This is a genomic window from Streptomyces swartbergensis (assembly GCF_002148965.1).
Lineage (GTDB): Bacteria > Actinomycetota > Actinomycetes > Streptomycetales > Streptomycetaceae > Streptomyces > Streptomyces swartbergensis.
Map to the genome: position 1 here is coordinate 1 of NZ_NGFN01000189.1, position 16,511 is coordinate 16,511.

Annotated in this window: 19 protein-coding genes and 2 pseudogenes; 14 read left to right on the plus strand and 7 right to left on the minus strand. The window is 68.6% G+C overall.

Going from position 1 to position 16,511, the window contains the following annotated elements; all coding sequences use genetic code 11:
* The first annotated feature begins 1 nt into the window (after window position 1).
* The 4 genes from CA983_RS26425 (at window position 2) to CA983_RS26440 (ending at window position 5,072) form a co-directional block, all read left to right on the plus strand.
* Window positions 2–595, plus strand: a complete 594-nt coding sequence (locus CA983_RS26425; RefSeq protein WP_086603346.1) for a (2Fe-2S)-binding protein — start codon at window positions 2–4, stop codon at window positions 593–595.
* A gap of 12 nt (window positions 596–607) precedes the next feature.
* On the plus strand, window positions 608–1,588 hold the full coding sequence (locus CA983_RS26430) for an FAD binding domain-containing protein (RefSeq protein ID WP_086603347.1): 981 nt from the start codon (window positions 608–610) through the stop codon (window positions 1,586–1,588).
* Window positions 1,585–3,771, plus strand: coding sequence for a xanthine dehydrogenase family protein molybdopterin-binding subunit (locus CA983_RS26435; protein WP_086603348.1), 2,187 nt, complete (start codon window positions 1,585–1,587; stop codon window positions 3,769–3,771). The genes CA983_RS26430 and CA983_RS26435 overlap by 4 nt, the downstream gene beginning before the upstream one ends.
* 161 nt (window positions 3,772–3,932) lie before the next feature.
* Window positions 3,933–5,072 carry an XdhC family protein gene (locus CA983_RS26440; RefSeq protein WP_086603349.1) on the plus strand — a complete coding sequence of 380 codons (1,140 nt, stop codon included), beginning with the start codon at window positions 3,933–3,935 and terminating at the stop codon, window positions 5,070–5,072.
* A 446-nt stretch (window positions 5,073–5,518) separates the two neighbouring features.
* Here the strand turns inward: CA983_RS26440 and CA983_RS49235 are convergent, their stop codons facing one another.
* The 3 genes from CA983_RS49235 to CA983_RS49245 are packed head-to-tail and all read right to left on the minus strand — an operon-like array spanning window position 5,519 to window position 6,038.
* Window positions 5,519–5,698 carry an SDR family oxidoreductase gene (locus CA983_RS49235; RefSeq protein ID WP_341866692.1) on the minus strand — a complete coding sequence of 60 codons (180 nt, stop codon included), beginning with the start codon at window positions 5,696–5,698 and terminating at the stop codon, window positions 5,519–5,521.
* Window positions 5,695–5,859 carry a hypothetical protein gene (locus CA983_RS49240; protein ID WP_341866693.1) on the minus strand — a complete coding sequence of 55 codons (165 nt, stop codon included), beginning with the start codon at window positions 5,857–5,859 and terminating at the stop codon, window positions 5,695–5,697. Before CA983_RS49240 ends, CA983_RS49235 begins: the two co-directional genes overlap by 4 nt.
* A 26-nt stretch (window positions 5,860–5,885) precedes the next feature.
* Window positions 5,886–6,038 carry a hypothetical protein gene (locus CA983_RS49245; RefSeq protein WP_167407466.1) on the minus strand — a complete coding sequence of 51 codons (153 nt, stop codon included), beginning with the start codon at window positions 6,036–6,038 and terminating at the stop codon, window positions 5,886–5,888.
* Between the two features lie 122 nt (window positions 6,039–6,160).
* Here CA983_RS49245 and CA983_RS26450 point away from each other — a divergent pair, with 122 nt between their 5' ends.
* From CA983_RS26450 to CA983_RS46830, 6 genes and pseudogenes are all read left to right on the plus strand, one after another.
* Window positions 6,161–7,009 carry a helix-turn-helix transcriptional regulator gene (locus CA983_RS26450; RefSeq protein WP_086603351.1) on the plus strand — a complete coding sequence of 283 codons (849 nt, stop codon included), beginning with the start codon at window positions 6,161–6,163 and terminating at the stop codon, window positions 7,007–7,009.
* A gap of 786 nt (window positions 7,010–7,795) precedes the next feature.
* A complete protein-coding gene (locus CA983_RS26455) occupies window positions 7,796–8,878 on the plus strand; it encodes an AfsA-related hotdog domain-containing protein (protein ID WP_244207113.1) in 1,083 nt (360 codons plus the stop codon).
* A gap of 16 nt (window positions 8,879–8,894) precedes the next feature.
* The gene (locus CA983_RS26460) at window positions 8,895–9,551 is read left to right on the plus strand and encodes an HAD family hydrolase (protein ID WP_086603353.1); all 657 of its coding nucleotides are present in this window, start codon (window positions 8,895–8,897) and stop codon (window positions 9,549–9,551) included.
* Window positions 9,552–9,735: 184 nt separating this feature from the next.
* Window positions 9,736–9,831 (plus strand): annotated as a pseudogene (locus tag CA983_RS48165) (NmrA/HSCARG family protein); the annotation flags it as partial.
* A gap of 61 nt (window positions 9,832–9,892) precedes the next feature.
* Entirely contained in the window at window positions 9,893–10,132 is a 240-nt protein-coding gene (locus CA983_RS49650; RefSeq protein ID WP_425276478.1) for an SDR family NAD(P)-dependent oxidoreductase, read from the plus strand.
* A 32-nt stretch (window positions 10,133–10,164) separates the two neighbouring features.
* Window positions 10,165–10,344 carry a hypothetical protein gene (locus CA983_RS46830; RefSeq protein ID WP_167407465.1) on the plus strand — a complete coding sequence of 60 codons (180 nt, stop codon included), beginning with the start codon at window positions 10,165–10,167 and terminating at the stop codon, window positions 10,342–10,344.
* Between the two features lie 49 nt (window positions 10,345–10,393).
* Here the strand turns inward: CA983_RS46830 and CA983_RS47220 are convergent, their stop codons facing one another.
* Window positions 10,394–10,579, minus strand: a complete 186-nt coding sequence (locus CA983_RS47220; RefSeq protein ID WP_208637042.1) for a hypothetical protein — start codon at window positions 10,577–10,579, stop codon at window positions 10,394–10,396.
* Window positions 10,580–10,948: 369 nt separating this feature from the next.
* The gene (locus tag CA983_RS26475; RefSeq protein WP_086603354.1) at window positions 10,949–11,326 is read right to left on the minus strand and encodes a MerR family transcriptional regulator; all 378 of its coding nucleotides are present in this window, start codon (window positions 11,324–11,326) and stop codon (window positions 10,949–10,951) included.
* A gap of 62 nt (window positions 11,327–11,388) precedes the next feature.
* On the opposite strand from CA983_RS26475, the gene CA983_RS26480 reads away from it, so the two are divergent.
* Window positions 11,389–12,096, plus strand: coding sequence for an SDR family oxidoreductase (locus CA983_RS26480; RefSeq protein WP_086603355.1), 708 nt, complete (start codon window positions 11,389–11,391; stop codon window positions 12,094–12,096).
* 303 nt (window positions 12,097–12,399) lie between these two features.
* On the opposite strand, the pseudogene CA983_RS26485 reads toward CA983_RS26480, so the two are convergent.
* Window positions 12,400–12,999 (minus strand): annotated as a pseudogene (locus CA983_RS26485) (IS5 family transposase); the annotation flags it as partial.
* Between the two features lie 228 nt (window positions 13,000–13,227).
* Complete coding sequence (locus CA983_RS26490) at window positions 13,228–13,740, minus strand: acyl-CoA thioesterase (RefSeq protein ID WP_158101890.1); 513 nt, start codon at window positions 13,738–13,740, stop codon at window positions 13,228–13,230.
* A gap of 1,275 nt (window positions 13,741–15,015) precedes the next feature.
* On the opposite strand from CA983_RS26490, the gene CA983_RS26495 reads away from it, so the two are divergent.
* The 3 genes from CA983_RS26495 to CA983_RS47225 form a co-directional block, all read left to right on the plus strand.
* Window positions 15,016–15,381 (plus strand): hypothetical protein, encoded by a 366-nt coding sequence (locus tag CA983_RS26495; RefSeq protein WP_143645563.1) that lies wholly within the window; start codon window positions 15,016–15,018, stop codon window positions 15,379–15,381.
* Window positions 15,382–15,528: 147 nt separating this feature from the next.
* Window positions 15,529–16,182, plus strand: a complete 654-nt coding sequence (locus tag CA983_RS26500; protein WP_425276479.1) for a SigE family RNA polymerase sigma factor — start codon at window positions 15,529–15,531, stop codon at window positions 16,180–16,182.
* 64 nt (window positions 16,183–16,246) lie between these two features.
* Window positions 16,247–16,511 (plus strand): hypothetical protein (locus CA983_RS47225; RefSeq protein WP_208637043.1); only part of this gene is annotated, 265 nt, incomplete at its 3' end.

The following is a 16,511-nucleotide window of genomic DNA, read 5'->3' on the forward strand; positions in this document are numbered from 1 at the left end:
GATGTGGATAAGAGACAGACGTACCTTTATCGCCACGAGCACGGCCATCGGCGGAACGGTCGTGGCCGGCGGCCTGGTCGCCGGGCCGCCTCCGCTCGGCGCCGAGGCGGCGGTGGCTGCCGAGGCGGCTCCCGGCAGCCGCGTCTCCTTGACGGTCAACGGCGTCCGGCACACCGTCACGATCGACAACCGCACCTCGCTCCTCGACCTGCTGCGTGAGCGCCTGGGTCTGACCGGTTCCAAGAAGGGCTGCAACGCCGGGGCCTGCGGCGCCTGCACGGTGCTGGTCGACGGACGCCGGGTCAACTCCTGCCTGACGCTGGCGGTGCGGCTGGAGGGCGCCGAGGTCACCACGATCGAGGGTCTGGAGAAGGGCGACCGGTTGCACCCACTGCAACAGGCGTTCATCGACCAGGACGCCTTCCAGTGCGGCTTCTGCACGCCGGGGCAGATCGTGTCGGGCGTCGGGTGCATCCAGGAGGGGCACACCGGCTCGCCGGAGGAGATCCGGGAGTGGATGAGCGGCAACCTGTGCCGCTGCGGTTGCTACGTGAAGATCGAGCGCGCGATCGAGCAGGCCGCGGGCAGGAAGTGAGGACCGATTCCCATGTATCCCTTCACCTACACCAAGGCCGCGGACACGCGCGAAGCTCTCCATGCCGGTCGACGCGGCGGGCGTTACATCGCCGGCGGCACCACCCTCGTCGACCTGATGCGGGAGACCGTCGAACGCCCAGGCTCGCTGGTCGACATCAGCCCCCTGCCGCTGGGCGAGATCATCGTCACCAAGAGCGGGGGGCTGCGCATCGGCGCACTGGTAAGAATGTCCGAGGCCGCCGCCCACCGGGGCGTACGCGCCCTGTACCCCGTCATCTCACAGGCGCTGGAACTGAGCGCCTCGGCCCAGTTGCGGAACATGGCCACCATCGGCGGCAACATCATGCAGCGCACCCGGTGCACCTTCTTCCGTGACGTGACCGCCCCCTGCAACAAACGCGAGCCCGGCGCCGGATGCGCCGCGCTGCACGGCTACAACCGCAGCCACGCGATCCTGGGCACCTCCGACAGTTGCGTGGCCACCCACCCTTCCGACGTCGCCGTCGCCTTCGCGGCACTGGAGGCGACCGTGCACCTGCTGGGCCCGGACGGCGGACGCAGCCTGCCCTTCGCCGACTTCCTGCTCCGGCCGGGCAGCACCCCGAACCGCGAACAGGCCATCCGCCCAGGCGAATTGATCACGGCCGTGGAGATCCCGGCCCACCCGCGCCCCCTGAAATCCGGCTACCTGAAAGTGCGCGACCGGCAGTCCTACGAGTTCGCGCTCACCTCGGCGGCCGTCGCCCTGCACATCGGCGGCGGAGTGATCCGCGAGGCCAAGGTGGCCGCCGGAGGCGTGGGCACCGTGCCCTGGAGACTGCCCGCCGTCGAGCGCCACCTCATCGGCGAACGCCCCTCCGACGGGCTGTGGGCCGAGGCCGCCGAGCACGCGACCGATGGGGCGCGTCCCCTCAAGCACAACGGCTTCAAGGCCGAGCTGCTCAAACGCACCGTCGAACGTCAGCTGCGCACCGTAGGAGGCACCGAATGAGCCAGCCACAGGCAGCGGTCGGTGCGGCGGTGCCGCGGGTCGACGCACGACTGAGGGTCACCGGGAGAACGAAGTACGCCGGAGACAACAACCCCGACGGGGTCGTGCACGCGGTCATCGTCGACAGCAGTGTCGGACGCGGCCGTGTCACCGGCATCGACGCCCGTGCCGCCGAAGCCCAGACCGGCGTCGTGAAGGTGATCAGCCACCTCAACGCGCCCAGGCTGCCGCACCGTGAACCGGGATTCCCGCCGGGTGAGGCGCTGCGCCCCTTCCAGGACGACCGCGTCCGGTTCTTCGGACAGCCCGTCGCGGTCGTGGTGGCGACCACGCTGGAGGTGGCACAGCACGCGGCGAGCCTGGTGGAGGTCTCCTACGACGCCCAGCCTCCCTCGACCGACATCGGCACCGCCGACCCCGCGGACGATCCCGAGACCTATGCACGCGGCGACGCGGACCGGGCCCTGGAGGCCGCCGACGTCAAGCTGGACCTGGCGTACCGGATGGCCCGCAACCACCACAACCCGATGGAGCCGGCCGGTACCGTCGCCCACTGGGAGGGTGACAGGCTCACGCTCTGGGAGAAGACCCAGCACGTGCAGGGCACCGCGGAGACCATGGCCGCCGAGTTCGGCATGCCGCCGGACGACATCCGCGTCATCTCGCCGGCCGTCGGCGGCGCCTTCGGCAGTGGCGGCCGCACCTGGGTGCACACCTCCATCGCGGCCCTGGCCGCCCGCGAGGTGAAACGCCCCGTAAAACTCGTCCTCACCCGCAGGCAGACGTACTTCGGCGTGGGATACCGGCCCGCATACGAGTACGACCTGCGGCTGGGCAGCGACCGGCGGGGCCGTCTGACCGCGTCGATGCACGACGTCCGCACCGAGTCCTCCCGCTACGAAAGGCACAGCGAAGACGTTCTCGCCGCCGGCCGGATGCTCTACAGCACGCCCAACGTCCGCCAGGTGTACGGGCATGTACCGCTGGACGTGAACACGCCCACATGGATGCGTGGCCCCGGCTACTCCAGCGGCGCGTTCTGCGTCGAGACGGCGATGGACGAACTCGCCCACGAACTGGGCCTGGACCCGATCGAGCTGCGGCTGCGCAACGAACCCGCCGCCGACGAGTCCACCCATCTGCCGTTCTCCACCCGCCGCCTGCGCGACTGCTACCGCGCGGGGGCCCGCGAGTTCGGCTGGCACCGCCGCAACCCCGAGCCCCGCTCGATGCGTGACGGCGACTGGCTCATCGGCATGGGGATGGCCGCCGGTGTCTACGACACCGCGCGCAGCGAGGCCCAGGCCTCGGTCAGGCTCGACGCCGACGGCACCGCCCTGGTGCAGTCCGCGACCAGCGACATGGGCCCCGGCACGGCCACGTCGATGACCCAGGTCGCCGCCGACGCCCTCGGCCTGACCATGCGCCAGGTCACCTTCCGGCTCGGCGACTCCGACCTGCCCCTGGCTCCCGGCCACCACGGCTCGCGGACCATGGCCAGTGTCGGATCCGCCGTCCAGGACGGCTGCGACAAGCTGCGCCGGCAGGCGATCACGCTGGCGGTCGAGGACGAGGACTCACCGCTGTACGGCGTCGACCCCGCCGATGTGGTGGTACGCGGCGGCCGGCTGTACGTGAAGGACGATCCCACCCGCGGGGAGACGTACCGGCTGCTCCTGGCCCGCAACGACCGCACCCACCTCGAAGCGCTCGGCACGTACGCCGGGGCGCCGGAATCGGAGAGGTTCTCCTTCTACGCCTACGCCGCGACGTTCGCCGAAGTGGCCGTCGACGCCCGACTCGGCCTGGTACGGGTTCGGCGCATGGTCGGCGTGTACGACGCCGCCCGGATCATCAACCCGAGACTCGCCGACAGCCAGGCCATCGGAGCCATGACCGGCGGCATCGGCCAGGCCCTCCTCGAACACACGGTCACCGACCACCGCGACGGCCGGATCGTCAACGCCAACCTCGCCGACTACCTCGTGCCGACCCACGCCGACATGCCCGAGATGAAGGCGATCTACATCGAGGGGAAAGACTTCGAGGCCGACCCGATCGGAGTCAAGGGTCTGGGCGAGATCGTCATCGTCGGAGTGGCGCCCGCCATCGCGAACGCCGTGTTCAACGCCACCGGCCGCCGCATCCGCCACCTGCCCATCACCGCCGAAGCACTGCTCTGAGCCCTCGGGTGGCCGGTGCACTCACCAGATCACCCCGGGATCCCAAGCGTCCGGCGATGTGCGACGCCACACCGCCGGACACCAGGGCCGCCGCCGCAGCCGCACCCCCGAGGCGCGGCGGCGGCACCCTGAAGGCGCACCTACCTCACGGAGGGCCGGTCATGCTGAACATCGCGTACACATTGCACCAGTGGTACGGCAGGGCCCGCCCCTTCGCCCTCGCCACCGTCACCCACGTCAGTGGCAGTGCACCCCTGCCCGTCGGCACCGCCCTCGCCGTCGACATGGAGGGCACCGCGGTCGGGAGCGTCTCCGGCGGCTGTGTCGAAGCGGCGGTCTACGAACTGTGCCAACACGTCCTGGCACACGGCGGGCCACCAGTTCGCACCCGCTTCGGCTACTCCGACGACGACGCCTTCGCCGTCGGCCTGACCTGCGGTGGCGAGATCGAGGTCCTGGTCCAGCGCGTGGAGCCCGCCGCCGAGGCGCACCTCGCCGCCGCCCTGGAGACCGTGATTGCCGGCCGCTCCTGCGCCGTGGCCCACGTCATCGACGGCTCCGGCGAACTCCTCGGCCGCACCCTCCACGTCCCCGACGGCGGTCCCCACGACGGCACCCTCGGTGGCGAGAACGAGGACAAGGCGGTCGTGGCGCACGCCCGCGCGCTCCGCCGTGCGGGACGCACCGCACGCGTCGAGGTCGGCGGCGAAGCCGACACGTGCCCCACGAGGTTGACCGTCCTCGTCCACACCCACGCACACCGCCCCCGCATGCTGATCTTCGGCGCCGTCGACTTCGCCGCCGCTCTCAGTCAGGCCGGCCGCTTCCTCGGCTACCACGTCACTGTCTGCGACGCCCGCCCCGTCTTCACCACGCGGGCCCGCTTCCCGCACGCCGACGAGATCGTCACCGACTGGCCCCACCGCTACCTCGCGGCCACCGAAACCGACGCCCGCACCGCCATCTGTGTCCTGACCCACGACGCCAAGTTCGACATCCCCCTGCTGCGGTCGGCGCTCGCCCTCCCCGTCGGCTACGTCGGCGCCATGGGCTCCCGACGCACACACGGCCACCGCGTCGACCTGCTCCTGGAAGCCGGCGTGCCCGAGGAGCAACTGGCCCGTCTGCACTCACCGATCGGCCTGGACCTCGGTGCCCGTACTCCCGAGGAGACCGCCATCTCCATCACCGCGGAGATCATCGCCCACACCAACCGCGGCACGGGTCTGCCCCTGGCGCACGGCACGGGCCGGATCCACCCTCCCGCACAGCCTCTGCCCGACTTGGCGACGGCTCCGTAACTCCCATACAGGAGAAGGGAACGGTGGCTCCAGTTTCGGGCGGGCTGACCACCCCGCCCGGACCTCCAAGCTCCTCGCGCGCCCGGACGCCGGGATGAGCTGGAAGGGCGAGGACATCCGTGGCTGGCCCGGCTCCTGCACGGCGAGGAACGGGAGGCATGGCATCACGCTCGCGGCAGCCCAGTGCTCGCCGCACACCTGACTCCGCCTCGCCGCACCGATCGCCGCCGACCGGTGTACGCCCTGGGAGGCAACCACCAGCCCCGGCGATGCTCAGGCCGACCCTCGGCCGGCGCGGGTTGCGGCGCATCCGCCCGACACTCGCCTGCCCGGCCCGCGCACCGAAAACATGCCGCCCCCACGTCATCCGCGCGCCCGATCGCAGCGACCGTCCGGTGCCGCGCACGAAAGCGAGCCGCTGGACGCGCCAGTGATCACGATGAGCCTCAGATGGCTCCGCCATTGACCCGGACGACCTGGCCGTTGATCCAGCGGCCCTCTGCGCCCGCCAGGAACGAGACCACCGAGGCCATGTCGGCCGTCGTACCCAGGCGCTCCAATGGCGCAAGGGAAGCCAGCCGGTCAATCGTCGCCGGGTCCCGACCCTCCAGAAACAGGTCGGTCACGGTCGGGCCGGGGGCCACGGCGTTGACCGTGATGTCCCGGCCCGCAGTTCGCGCACCATCTTGCCGGCCACGTACGCGACCACGTCGACGCCGCCGAATTCCTGCTCGGCCGTGTCGAACATCGCGGCCACCGCGTCCTCGTCGGCCACATCGGCCTGCACGGTGATGGCCCGGGCGCCCGCCCGGATCAGCGGTGGCGACGGTCCCCTCGGCCTTCTCCTTGTCCGACGTAGCCGACGACGACGGCCAGGCCGACCGCGGCGTCACCGTGAAGGTCCTCACGGCCGATGCCACGCGAGCCGCCGATCACGACGGCGACTCGAGGGGTACTCCCACTCACGGGTTGCTCCTTTGAACGGTCCGCCGTCCACGATGGGTCCACAGACCCCCGGCTACCAGGGTCGCTTACTCAGGGGTCGGAAACCCCTGGAAAGCCGAGTGCGTTCAGGTCAGGGTGGTGGTGTGAATCTTTCGGAACTGGGCGGCTTTTTGAGGTCACGGCGTGATCGCATCCGACCCGCGGATGTCGGCCTACCGACCGGGCCGCGCCGCCGTGTACCGGGTCTTCGCCGTGAAGAGGTCGCTCAGCTGGCCGGTGTCTCGGTCGACTACTACATCGAGCTGGAGCGCGGGGCGGGCGTCCAACCCTCGGAGCAGATGCTCGCCGCGCTCGCCCGGGCACTCCGACTGAGCCGGGACGAGCGCGACTACCTCTTTGCCCTGGCGGGCCGTCCGCTGCCCCCGTCCGGCAGTCCGGCCGACCACGTCCACCCGGGGATGCTGGACTTGATGCATCGCCTGGGGGGCACACCGGCCCAGGTGGTCACCGACCTGCGCGTCATGCTCGTACAGAACCCGGCGGCCCGTGCACTGCTCGGTCCACCGCCGTCCACGACGGGATGGACCGCCAGCTTCCTGTACCGGTGGTTCACCGACCCGAAATCACGGGCGCTCTACCCGCCCGAGGACCATGCCGAGCACACCCGCTCCTTCGTGGCCGACCTGCGTGCGGCCTCGGCCCGGCGCGGCGCTGACCCCGATATCCGTGCAATGATCATGGCACTGAGCGCGCGTAGTCCCGAGTTCTCCAAACACTGGGCCCGGCACGATGTTTCGTTCCGACGCCACGACAGAAAACGCCTGCTACATCCAGAGCTCGGACTGCTTGAGGTCAATTGCCTGAACCTGTTCAGCGAGGACGGACGGCAGCGACTGCTCTGGTTCACCCCCGCTGTCGGAACCGACTCGGTCGCCAAACTGGAACTACTCGCCGTGCTCGGCACACAGATCTTCGACCAGCAGGAGTCCTGAGTGGACGTTCTATGAATCGTCGGTGCCGTTGGCGACGTACCAGGGACGGGCAGGTCGGCATTTGGGCCGGCGAAGGCGGCGAGGCGCACACTCCTGGCGCATAAGCGCGTGTGCACGCAAGAGCCCCAGGAAAGCTCAGCCTTCCGTAATCAGCGGCGGAACGGGCTGGCGTCGATGGCCGTGCCGAAGCGATGTGCCCCCCCTTTCGGGCAGCCGCATGGCGCGAAGACCCGGTCCGTGACGGACGCTCACCTCCCTTGCCCCGGCGCAGGCGACATCGAGCACCTCCCTGCTCACGGTGCACAGGACGGACCCTGTTCGTCGCGGAACGGCCGCCGGCCGCCCCCGGCCTCGGCGCTTGCGTCCGCACTGGTTCTGCGCGCTGATCGACCCGCAGCTGGAGGCGTTCACCCAACAAGGGATCCCGCGAACCGGGATCCTTCTGTTTCCGAGGACGTCTCGGCCGATTCCCATCGCACTGGATCGCCGCGACGCGATAAGTCTTCGGCACGAATCCATTCCTCAGCCCGCGTGATCGATGTGCTCGTTTGCTCGTGAACGCCCCACTCCGACGCGTCGCCGCGGCACCGTGGCGTGAGCCCACCTTGGCCGGCGGCGACACACGTTACAAGCCCGTATTCGACGCGGCAGATTTTCTCGCATGGAAACCCCGCGCCGTTCCGGTCGCCGCGCAGCCGAAACCCCGTGCACCCCGAGTGGGCGCCAATGGCGGGGGTTGTCATCCCCTGGTTGCGCCGCCCTGGCACGCGCAATGATGGTCCGCAGATGAACCACTGTTCTTTTCACCATTCCTGGTTCGAGGGAGTGTCAAGACATGTCCGTTTCGGAAAACCATGGCCTGTCCTACGCGGTAACCGTCTCCCGGCAGCTCGTCCACCGCGCCGCCATCTGCGAGGTGTTTCTGACCGTACTCAGCGCCGCTCCGACAACGAATTCCTCGTCGCGGCGCAGCTGCCACGCGTCCACAGCTACTACAGCGACCACCTGGTGACTCCGGCCGCCTACGACCCGCTTCTGTTACTCGAAGTGTTCCGACAGACCTCCATCCTGGTCGCCCACGAACACTGCGCCGTCCCGCTGGACCGAAGGTTCAGCTTCAACTCCGGCGAGTTCACCGTCCTCGACACCGAAGCGCTGGAGATCGGGCGGCTGCCTGGGCGGGGGCTGCTGACCGTCACCATCACGGGCGAGAAGCACCGCGTCGCTGAGCTCGTCGGCGTCACCCTGGAGATGCGGCTGGCTGTCGACGGCCACGACGCCGCATCCATGACCATGACCATCCAGTGGATGCCCGTCGATGCGTGGGACACGTTGCGTGAACGCGGCCGCGCTGCCCTCGACCTGGAGACTCCGCGCCCGCACCCCCATGGCCGCCGGCTCAGCCCTGCCGCGGTCGGGCGGCACTCGCCCGACAACGTCGTCCTGGCGGAGGCGGCGGCCGTCGGACGCCAGGTCGTGGCTCAGGTCATCGTCGACCAGGCGCATCCGGCTCTGTTCGACCACCCACTCGACCACATCCCCGGTGCGCTGTTCTTCGAGGCATACCGGCAGACCGCCCTGCACGCGGCCCACGAACTGCTGGGCCTGTCGCCCCGGCGGCTGACGCTGACGCACTGCGCGGCCGCCTTCACACGGTTCGGTGAGTTCGAACTGCCCACCGTGTGCCAAGCCGAATTGGTCGAGGACCGGGCGACGCCGGGCGCGGCCGTCTTCCGTATGGAGATGCTCCAGGAGAAGACCGTGATCTCCACAGCTGAGGTCGCCCTGCGGTGCACCAGCCCCATCGGCCAGTTTCTCATCCCTGTCTCAGCCCAGGCCTCCTTGCTGCTTCACCCCACAACCCCCTGACAGGAGGGCTCTCTGTATGCCCCTGCCCATGGTCTGGTTCGACTTCGGCGGCGTACTCTCGCCACCTCTGGACGAGTTGTACGACGCCTACCACCGCAAGACCGGCATTCTGCCCGCGCAACTACAGGCCGCCATGAAGGAGGTCGCGGACGAGATGGGCATGCCGACCCTGGCGCCCATCGAGATCGCCGCCCTCACCGAGGCCGAGTGGGGGCGTCGCCTCCGCCGCGTCCTGACGAGCCGTCACCCAGAGCTTGATCTGAGCCGTGCCCGCCTGGAGGGCTTCGGCGAGCAGTGGTTCGACGGCGTCACGGCCAACCCGGTGATGGCGGGCGCCCTGCGGAACGCCCGCGACAACGGGTTCCGAGTGGGCATCCTGTCGAACAACGTCGTCGAGTGGGAGCCGTACTGGCGGGCGATCGTGGCCCCGGCCGGCGAGGTCGACTGTCTCATCGACTCATGCAAGGTCGGCGTCCGCAAACCCGACCCGAAGATCTTCGATCTGGCGACCAAGAGCGCCGGTGTCACCCCCGAGGACTGCGTGCTCGTCGACGACCTCGCAGGCAACTGTGCCGCGGCCCGACGGCAGGGCTGGCACGCCGTCCACTTCCGTGACAACCACCAAGTCCTCGCCGAATTGCGGCATCTGACAGGTCTGCCCAGCATCCTCTGACGCTGCTCGCGGTGGGTCGGGTGAACCACGGCTTGCTGAGGGTTTTTGAACGGTGCGGGCGTTCCCTGTAGTGAGCGTGCAGACATGCCGTGACCGTCATCGTCTTCGTAGCCGGATTGCGAGGAGCAAGAATCATGCTCACCAACGCCAGTCCTGTCCTGGTCACTGGGGCCACCGGCCGCCCATCGAAGCGCCGGGTGCCGAGCTGGTGAAGGCAGACCTTTCCGACCGGTCCTCCCTGGATGCGGCGGTCGATGGGGTCCGCGCAGTGTTCTCGGTCCCCCAGACCGCCCGGGCCGGCGCGGCCGACGTCTGGACGAGCGCCTTCGTCTTGAACCTCGGTGCCGCCGTGGAGACGACCCGGGCCCACCCTCCCTGCGCTGCCCCGGTCCCGGGGCGCGGTAGTGAGCATCAGCTCTCAGAACGCCCGCAATCCGCGCGGAGTACCGCTGTCCTACTCGGCGGCCAAGGCCGCGCTCAACGCCTTCTCCCGTGGCTTGGCCGAACAGGTCGGAATCGGGGGTTCGGGTCAACGTCGTCACCCCGTCCGGCACGCGGACCCCGCTGCTAACGGGCGCTGACGGCTTCGGTGCCGAACTGGCGGGGCACGCACATGGAACTCGACCAGGACGCGCTGTTGGCGATGCTGCCCCAGCAAGCCGGAATGGTGACCGGCGCATTGATCGAACCGGCCGAGATCGCTCGGGCAGTGCTGCTGCTGGCGTCTCCGACGATGCCAAGTGTGATCAGCTCCAACTGGGTGGTAGACGGCGGCGCGCTCAAGACTCCATGATGGCCCGACACGCGGCAGCAGTGGAGATCCAACATCTTGAAGTCGCCGGTCATGGGGCTGGGCGCGAGTCGCTGATCGTGTTCTCGTGCTGACGCGGGCGGTTGTCCGGCGCGAAGAACCTCTGGCACCGCGAGACTTCGAGGTTCGACAGGACGAGCAGATCGCGCGGGAGCGTGGTGGCGTGACAGATGTGCTGGCGGAGCTTGGTGAGGACGCGCCAGTTCTTCAGGTGCACGAAGGTGTGCTCGCAGTCGGCGCGACGGACGCGATCAGCTGCTTCCTCGCCGAGCCGAGTGGCTTGGTACGGGCGGCCTTGTAGCCGGTGATGACCACCGGATCGTCCGGGTCCGTGTCCAGACCGACGAAGCCGAGGTCGCCGGCGCCCAGCTCGTGGGCCCGAGAGCAGGCCGTGGCCGCCCTTTCGGCTGACTTGCCTCAGCGCGCGCTCCAGCCGCGAGGCCCGCACGGCGAGCAAGGGATCACTTCCAGCAACCAGCGGCGCACCGTTGCAGGGCAGATACGGTTGCTACCCGCCATGTCGGCAAGCCGCTGGTTATGAATCTTCTTGTAGGGCTGCCCCGCCGCCAGCAGACTCTGCTCTCCCTCACCCACGGCTCGCCGAGCAGGTAGCTGGAGAGATCTCAGACTCGCTGGCGAGGGAGATCAGATCATTGAGTCGGTCGTGTGCCCGGGTCAGGTCATCGATCTGGGTCCGGATGCGGTCGCGTTGGTCTTTCAGTCGCTGTGTCATCTGAGGGGTCGCTGTGAGGGTGTCCAGGAAGGGCAGGACGTGCAGGATCGCTTTGCTGCTGAGCCCGGCCGAGTAGAGGAGTTGGATGAACTTCACCCGCTCAACGGCGGATTCGGGATACTGCCGGTGGCCACTGGGGCTGCGGTCGGCGATGACGAGCCTCTGTTCTTCGTAGTACCGCAGTGCGCGGACGCTGACCCCAGCGCGTTCGGCCAGCTTTCCGATACGCATGGCACCTCCGGGGAAGTTCGGACTTGATCCTCACGCTGGCGTGAGGTTTTAGCGTACGCGTCATGGACATCAACGGAGCCACTGCGCTCGTCACCGGAGCCAACCGCGGCATCGGCCGTCATCTCGCCGCCCAGCTCGTCGAGCGGGGCGCGAAGGTCTACGCGACTGCCCGCCGACCCACATCCGTTGACCTCGACGGTGTCGAGGTCCTCGCCCTGGACATCTCCGACGCGGACGCCGTCGTGGCGGCGGCCCGCGCAGCGGGTGATGTGAACCTGCTTGTCAACAACGCCGGTATCGGAGGCGGCAACCTGCTCGGCGACCTGGACGTCGTCCGCGCCGCACTGGATGTGAACTTCTGGGGCACGTTGTCCATGGCTCGCGCCTTCGCGCCGGTCCTGGCGGCGAACGGCGGGGGCACGATGGTGAACATCGCCTCGTCGGCGTCCTGGTTCGTCTTCCCGGGCAGCAGTGCCTACGCGGTCTCGAAGGCTGCCGTGTGGAGCATGGGTAAAGCGCTGCGCCAGGAACTGGCTGGGCAGGGCACGAGCGTCATGTCGGTGCACCTCGGAGCAGCGGACACCGACATGATGAAGGGATACGACGTGCCCAAGATGGACCCGGCCGATGTCGCCCGTATCACCCTTGACGGTGTTGAGGCCGATGCGTTCGAGGTTGTCGTCGACGAGTTCACCGCGATGGTCAAGGCGTCGCTGAGCCAGGACCCTCGCGACTTCGACAAGCAGTTCCAGCAGTTCCTGAACTCCTGAGTACCCGTCTTCTGAACCTCGGGGACCACGTATCTGGTGTCGCAATAGGCCCACATATTGCATGCGCCTTGCGTATGTGACGCGCCGCCTCGCCGGCCTTGCTGTCGGTTGGTTTCCCTCGGACCGCCTCCCGAAACCGGCGTGCTGTTGGGTAGGCCGCCAACGAGGCGCCTGTGACCAGGCCCTCGGAAGCCGTGGAGCCAGGCGAAGGTCGGCTCGATCACCCACCGGTAGGTGTCCAGGCCGGTGCCGTGTCGTGCCGCGGCGGGCGATGGCCAGCACGATGCCTTGAACCCGGACCTGGTCGCGGTAGACGTCGTGGTCGTAGCCGCGGTCGGCGAACAACGAGTCCGGCTTGCGGCGGGGCCGCCCGATGCGCCTGCGGATCGGCGGCATGGCATCGAGCAGGGGCAGCAGCTGGGTGCGTCGTTGCGGTTCCCGCCGGTCAGCACGACCGCGAGCGGGGTGCCGTGCCCGTCGGTGATCAAGTGGTGTTTCGAGCCGGCCCTGCCCCGGCGGACCGGCGACGGGCCCGTGTGGCTCCCCCTCTTTTAGCGCCCGGACGTGGCAGGAGTCCACCACGCAGCGCGACCAGTCCAGCCGCCACGCTGCGTTGAGCTCGGCGAACAGGACCTCGTGCAGACGCTGCCAGACACCGGCCTCGTTCCAGTCCCGCAAGCGTCGCCGGCAGGTCATGCCCGATCCGAAGCCGAGTTCCCTGGGCAGGTACTCCCACTGGATCCCGGTGTGCAGCACGCAGAGGATCCCGCAGAGCACCTCCCGGTCCGGCAACGGCTTGCGGCCCGGATACCGGAACCGCCGCTCACGCTGCGGCAGCAGAGGCTCCAGGCGATCCCACAGCTCATCCGACCAGGATCCACGGCGACGTCCCCACCACGCCAGGCCGAACGCTCAACTCCAGCCGCCGCACACGGCCATCGACGCCGATCCACCTCATTGTGTCAGCCGTTGTCATTCCGGTGTGATCGGCAGGTCCCGGATCCGTCTCCCGACCTTCGGCAACACGCGCATACCTCCCAAGTCTCCGGTGTTCCGAATCATCGGCGGGTACTACGACGTCACCGTCAGAAAGTGGGGGCCCGACGCGCCAGGCAGCGTTTCCCGGCTGCGTCACTGAACGGGTGAGCCCTCTCCATCCGGCGAGGCGGACTGCAGCTCCCTCGCCTCCAGCGTCGCCAGGAGTTCGTCCGACATGAGCGGTCGGCTGAAATCCAAGAGGTCCCAGGTCAGCGGCGCCGGCCGCAGCGTGCCGGCGTCGAGGTTCACCATGGCTCGCGTTCCGCTGGCGTGGACGGTCGCGCGATCAGCAGACAGGATAAGGAACTCATAGGTGAAACTCGTACGCCCCACATGTCCGAGCCAGAACTGCACCTGGACCTCCCCGAGCCTGGTGATGGGGACGTCATAGGTCAGTTGCATGGACCGGACGACCTGAACCATCTCGGGAGATCCCGAACCGCGGCCGAAGGGAAACCCCTTTCGAATCAAGTAGCTGTTGAATGCCCGCTCGAAGAGGAAGGGAAACTTGTTGTGATGGACCATGCCGTACGCATCAAGGTCTTCAAAGTGCACTGAAACCGTTTCGTAAACACCCACGGGATCCTTGCTCTTGGCCGAGGTCATCCTGAATCCGTTTCTGACGAATCGTTCAGTGGATCTGGCGCTCACTACGCGCCTCGCCATGGGGGTCACGATGCTGTCCTCGCCAGCTTCGGTGTCGGCGGGAAGCGCCGCAGTTGCCGACGGTACGGGACCACACCGTTCCGCACGTCGTTGCAACGGTACCAGCGGAGAAACGGTTCATTGAGCCTTTGCATATCCGGTATGAACTGGCTTGGTATAGCGCCTGCCCTCCCGATCGAAGCCTGGGGTCCGTCATCAAACGGACCTTGTCCAGAACACGAAATACGCGAGTGTAATCGCCGCTTCGTGGGACTCATCAGCCTTTGAGCCGCTTGAAGCAGCACTGTATGACGTCGCGTCGAAGGTAGATCTCCAGGTCGAACCCGGGCGGCCGCGATGGGGCGGTGATCCACTCCGGCGCCTGACTGCTGGGAAAACTGACGGCATGTCGGTGGGCGCGGACGATGGTGGAGTCGGCTTCCCGGGGACACCGCCCCGCACTCACTTCGGCCAAGTGGGAAACAGCTCCTCGCCTGGCGACGCGAGTGGACAAGGCCGTGGTCGATGAGGCTCTGCCCGGTGTCCCGCAGGGTGTCCGCAACGGGGCGTGCGGCCCAGCCCAGTTCGTCGATCGCCTTCTGGCTGGACAGCCGCTCAGGGCGGCCGACGTAGCCGAGCATCAGGCGCAGGGCAGGGTCAAAGCGCGCGGTCCGCACCGAGGACCAAGCATGGCCGCAGCCTTGTCGACTCGGTCTTCGCGAGCATCGTGGCAGGGGCAGAGTTGCTGCTTCTGCCTGGTGGGGACGAGGTCGTCGCCCTGGCAGAGGCGATCGCCACGAGGTCCAGCGACGATCACGCGTTTGGGCAGGCTGTCGCGCGGGCCGCAGAGCATGTGCGCGTGGTTGCCGAGACGGCCAAGGGCGTGTGAGTTCAGCTTCCTGGTTGAACGGCGGGGGAGGCGCGTCGGAGCCACGGTTCGGACACCGTGGCTCAAGGTTGCCGCAGTTGACTCCCCACTGCTGCTCGCGCCGAGTCGAACTGACGACCCCGGTCGGCAGCGCGACTGCGGACAGCGGCTGCCAGCCTATGAAACCGGTCCAGGACTCAGTGACCCAGATCACTGAATTGTCCACGCATCAGTCTCGCCCGACCCGCAACCCCGAAGGCCTTCGGACGTCTGTGGGAGTGGATGCGCCTCCAGCAGAGGGCCGCCGCATGGCAGCCATCCATGACGGACGGTCAGCCCCATTGAGACCGATGATTCGAGGACCGAAAATGTCAGTACGTCACGCCGCTGTCCGCAGTTCCCGTCCGGGCCGGGTACGCGCCGCGCTGGGCGTCTCAGTCGTGGGCGCCGCGCTGGCCCTCGGTGGAGCCTTCACGGCCCACGCCGACACCACCGCGCCGGATGCCACCGAAGCCGAGAAGGCGCACTCCACCTCTCCCGCGACGTCCACCTCCACCGGGAAGCACGCCAAGCCCTACGTGTCCGGCTCGGAGACGCCCGCCCTCACCTCGGAGACGGACGTTCCGAAGGACGCCAAGCCGGCCCGGCCCCACATCCCAGGGTCGGAGACGGACGTCCCGGAAGACGCCAAGCCCGCCCAGCCGGTGCAGCAGCCCGCGACTCCGGCCCACTGAGGTTATCCGGCGTTTCGGCTCGCTGATCGGCTCCAGTCCGGTCGGCGGCACCACGTGAATGCACGCTGCACGGCTCGGGCCCGGCAGCACGGTCTGTCCACCCGGCGTCCGGGTGGACAGACCGGTACCGCGACGTCCAGGAGACACGTGAGAACAGCGACGATCCCCACCGCCGCACCGTCGGTCACCTGGTGGCAGAGCATTCGCAGGCTGGTACAGGGCGGACTCGCTCCGCGTTCACTGACACATCGGAAGGACGGCGGGAGAAGGCCCTTCAAAGCCCTGTCCCCCAGCACGGCCACAGCCGGGGACGAGCACGGATTCAGCGAGCTTTACCACCACCGTCGGCTCGCGCTGGTGCGACTGGCACTGCTTCTGGTGGACGACCTTCCGACGGCAGAGGACGTGGTGCAGGACGCTTTCACCGCGCTCCTGCGCCGCCACGGCCGTCGGCTCGCGAACCTGGACGACCCCGAGGCGTACTTGCGAACCAGCGTGGTCAACGGGGCTCGCTCCGTTCTGCGTCGACGCCGCACGGCACGCGCCCACGTCCCTGAGCGCGAACGTTCCTTCCCGTCCGCCGACCGCAGCGTGCTCCTCGCCGAGACCCACCAGGAAGTGATCAACGCGTTGCAGCGCCTCACCCGTCGGCAGCGCGAGGTCTTGGTGCTGCGCTACTGGTCAGACCTCACCGAAGCGCAGATCGCCGATACGCTCGGCGTCTCCCGCGGGACGGTCAAGTCGACCGCCAGCCGTGCTCTGGAGGCCCTCGGCAGACAACTGGAGGAGATACCTCGATGACCGACCACCCCTCTCAGCCGCGCTCTCGTCCTTCCCACCGCCGGCACCTTGCAGAGATCCGGCGATGAGCCGCAGCCAGATCCGCCATGAGGCGATCGAGGCCCGGTTGCGCGAGGCTCTCGCCGCCCGGGCCAGCACCGTCGACGTGGGACACCTGCGGCCTGCCCGCCTTCCCGCCAGGCCCAGGCGGTGGTCCCTTCCCCGGCGCCGGACCGCCATCGTGTTGCTGGGTCTGGCTGCGGCTGCCGCGTGCGCCTTGTTCGCCGTCACGAACGGCTCTTCGGACAGTCCGGTCCGTCCGGCCCGCACTCCCCCGCATTCGGTGAACC

Bases quoted from the DNA above. Each gene is read 5' to 3' on its own strand.
- CA983_RS26425 (WP_086603346.1), top strand. From the start codon at position 2: ATGTGGATAAGAGACAGACGTACCTTTATCGCCACGAGCACGGCCATC.
- CA983_RS26430 (WP_086603347.1), top strand. From the start codon at position 608: ATGTATCCCTTCACCTACACCAAGGCCGCGGACACGCGCGAAGCTCTC.
- CA983_RS26435 (WP_086603348.1), top strand. From the start codon at position 1,585: ATGAGCCAGCCACAGGCAGCGGTCGGTGCGGCGGTGCCGCGGGTCGAC.
- CA983_RS26440 (WP_086603349.1), top strand. From the start codon at position 3,933: ATGCTGAACATCGCGTACACATTGCACCAGTGGTACGGCAGGGCCCGC.
- CA983_RS26455 (WP_244207113.1), top strand. From the start codon at position 7,796: ATGAACCACTGTTCTTTTCACCATTCCTGGTTCGAGGGAGTGTCAAGA.
- CA983_RS26460 (WP_086603353.1), top strand. From the start codon at position 8,895: ATGCCCCTGCCCATGGTCTGGTTCGACTTCGGCGGCGTACTCTCGCCA.
- CA983_RS46830 (WP_167407465.1), top strand. From the start codon at position 10,165: ATGGAACTCGACCAGGACGCGCTGTTGGCGATGCTGCCCCAGCAAGCC.
- CA983_RS26475 (WP_086603354.1), bottom strand. From the start codon at position 11,326: ATGCGTATCGGAAAGCTGGCCGAACGCGCTGGGGTCAGCGTCCGCGCA.
- CA983_RS26480 (WP_086603355.1), top strand. From the start codon at position 11,389: ATGGACATCAACGGAGCCACTGCGCTCGTCACCGGAGCCAACCGCGGC.
- CA983_RS26490 (WP_158101890.1), bottom strand. From the start codon at position 13,740: ATGACCTCGGCCAAGAGCAAGGATCCCGTGGGTGTTTACGAAACGGTT.
- CA983_RS26495 (WP_143645563.1), top strand. From the start codon at position 15,016: ATGTCAGTACGTCACGCCGCTGTCCGCAGTTCCCGTCCGGGCCGGGTA.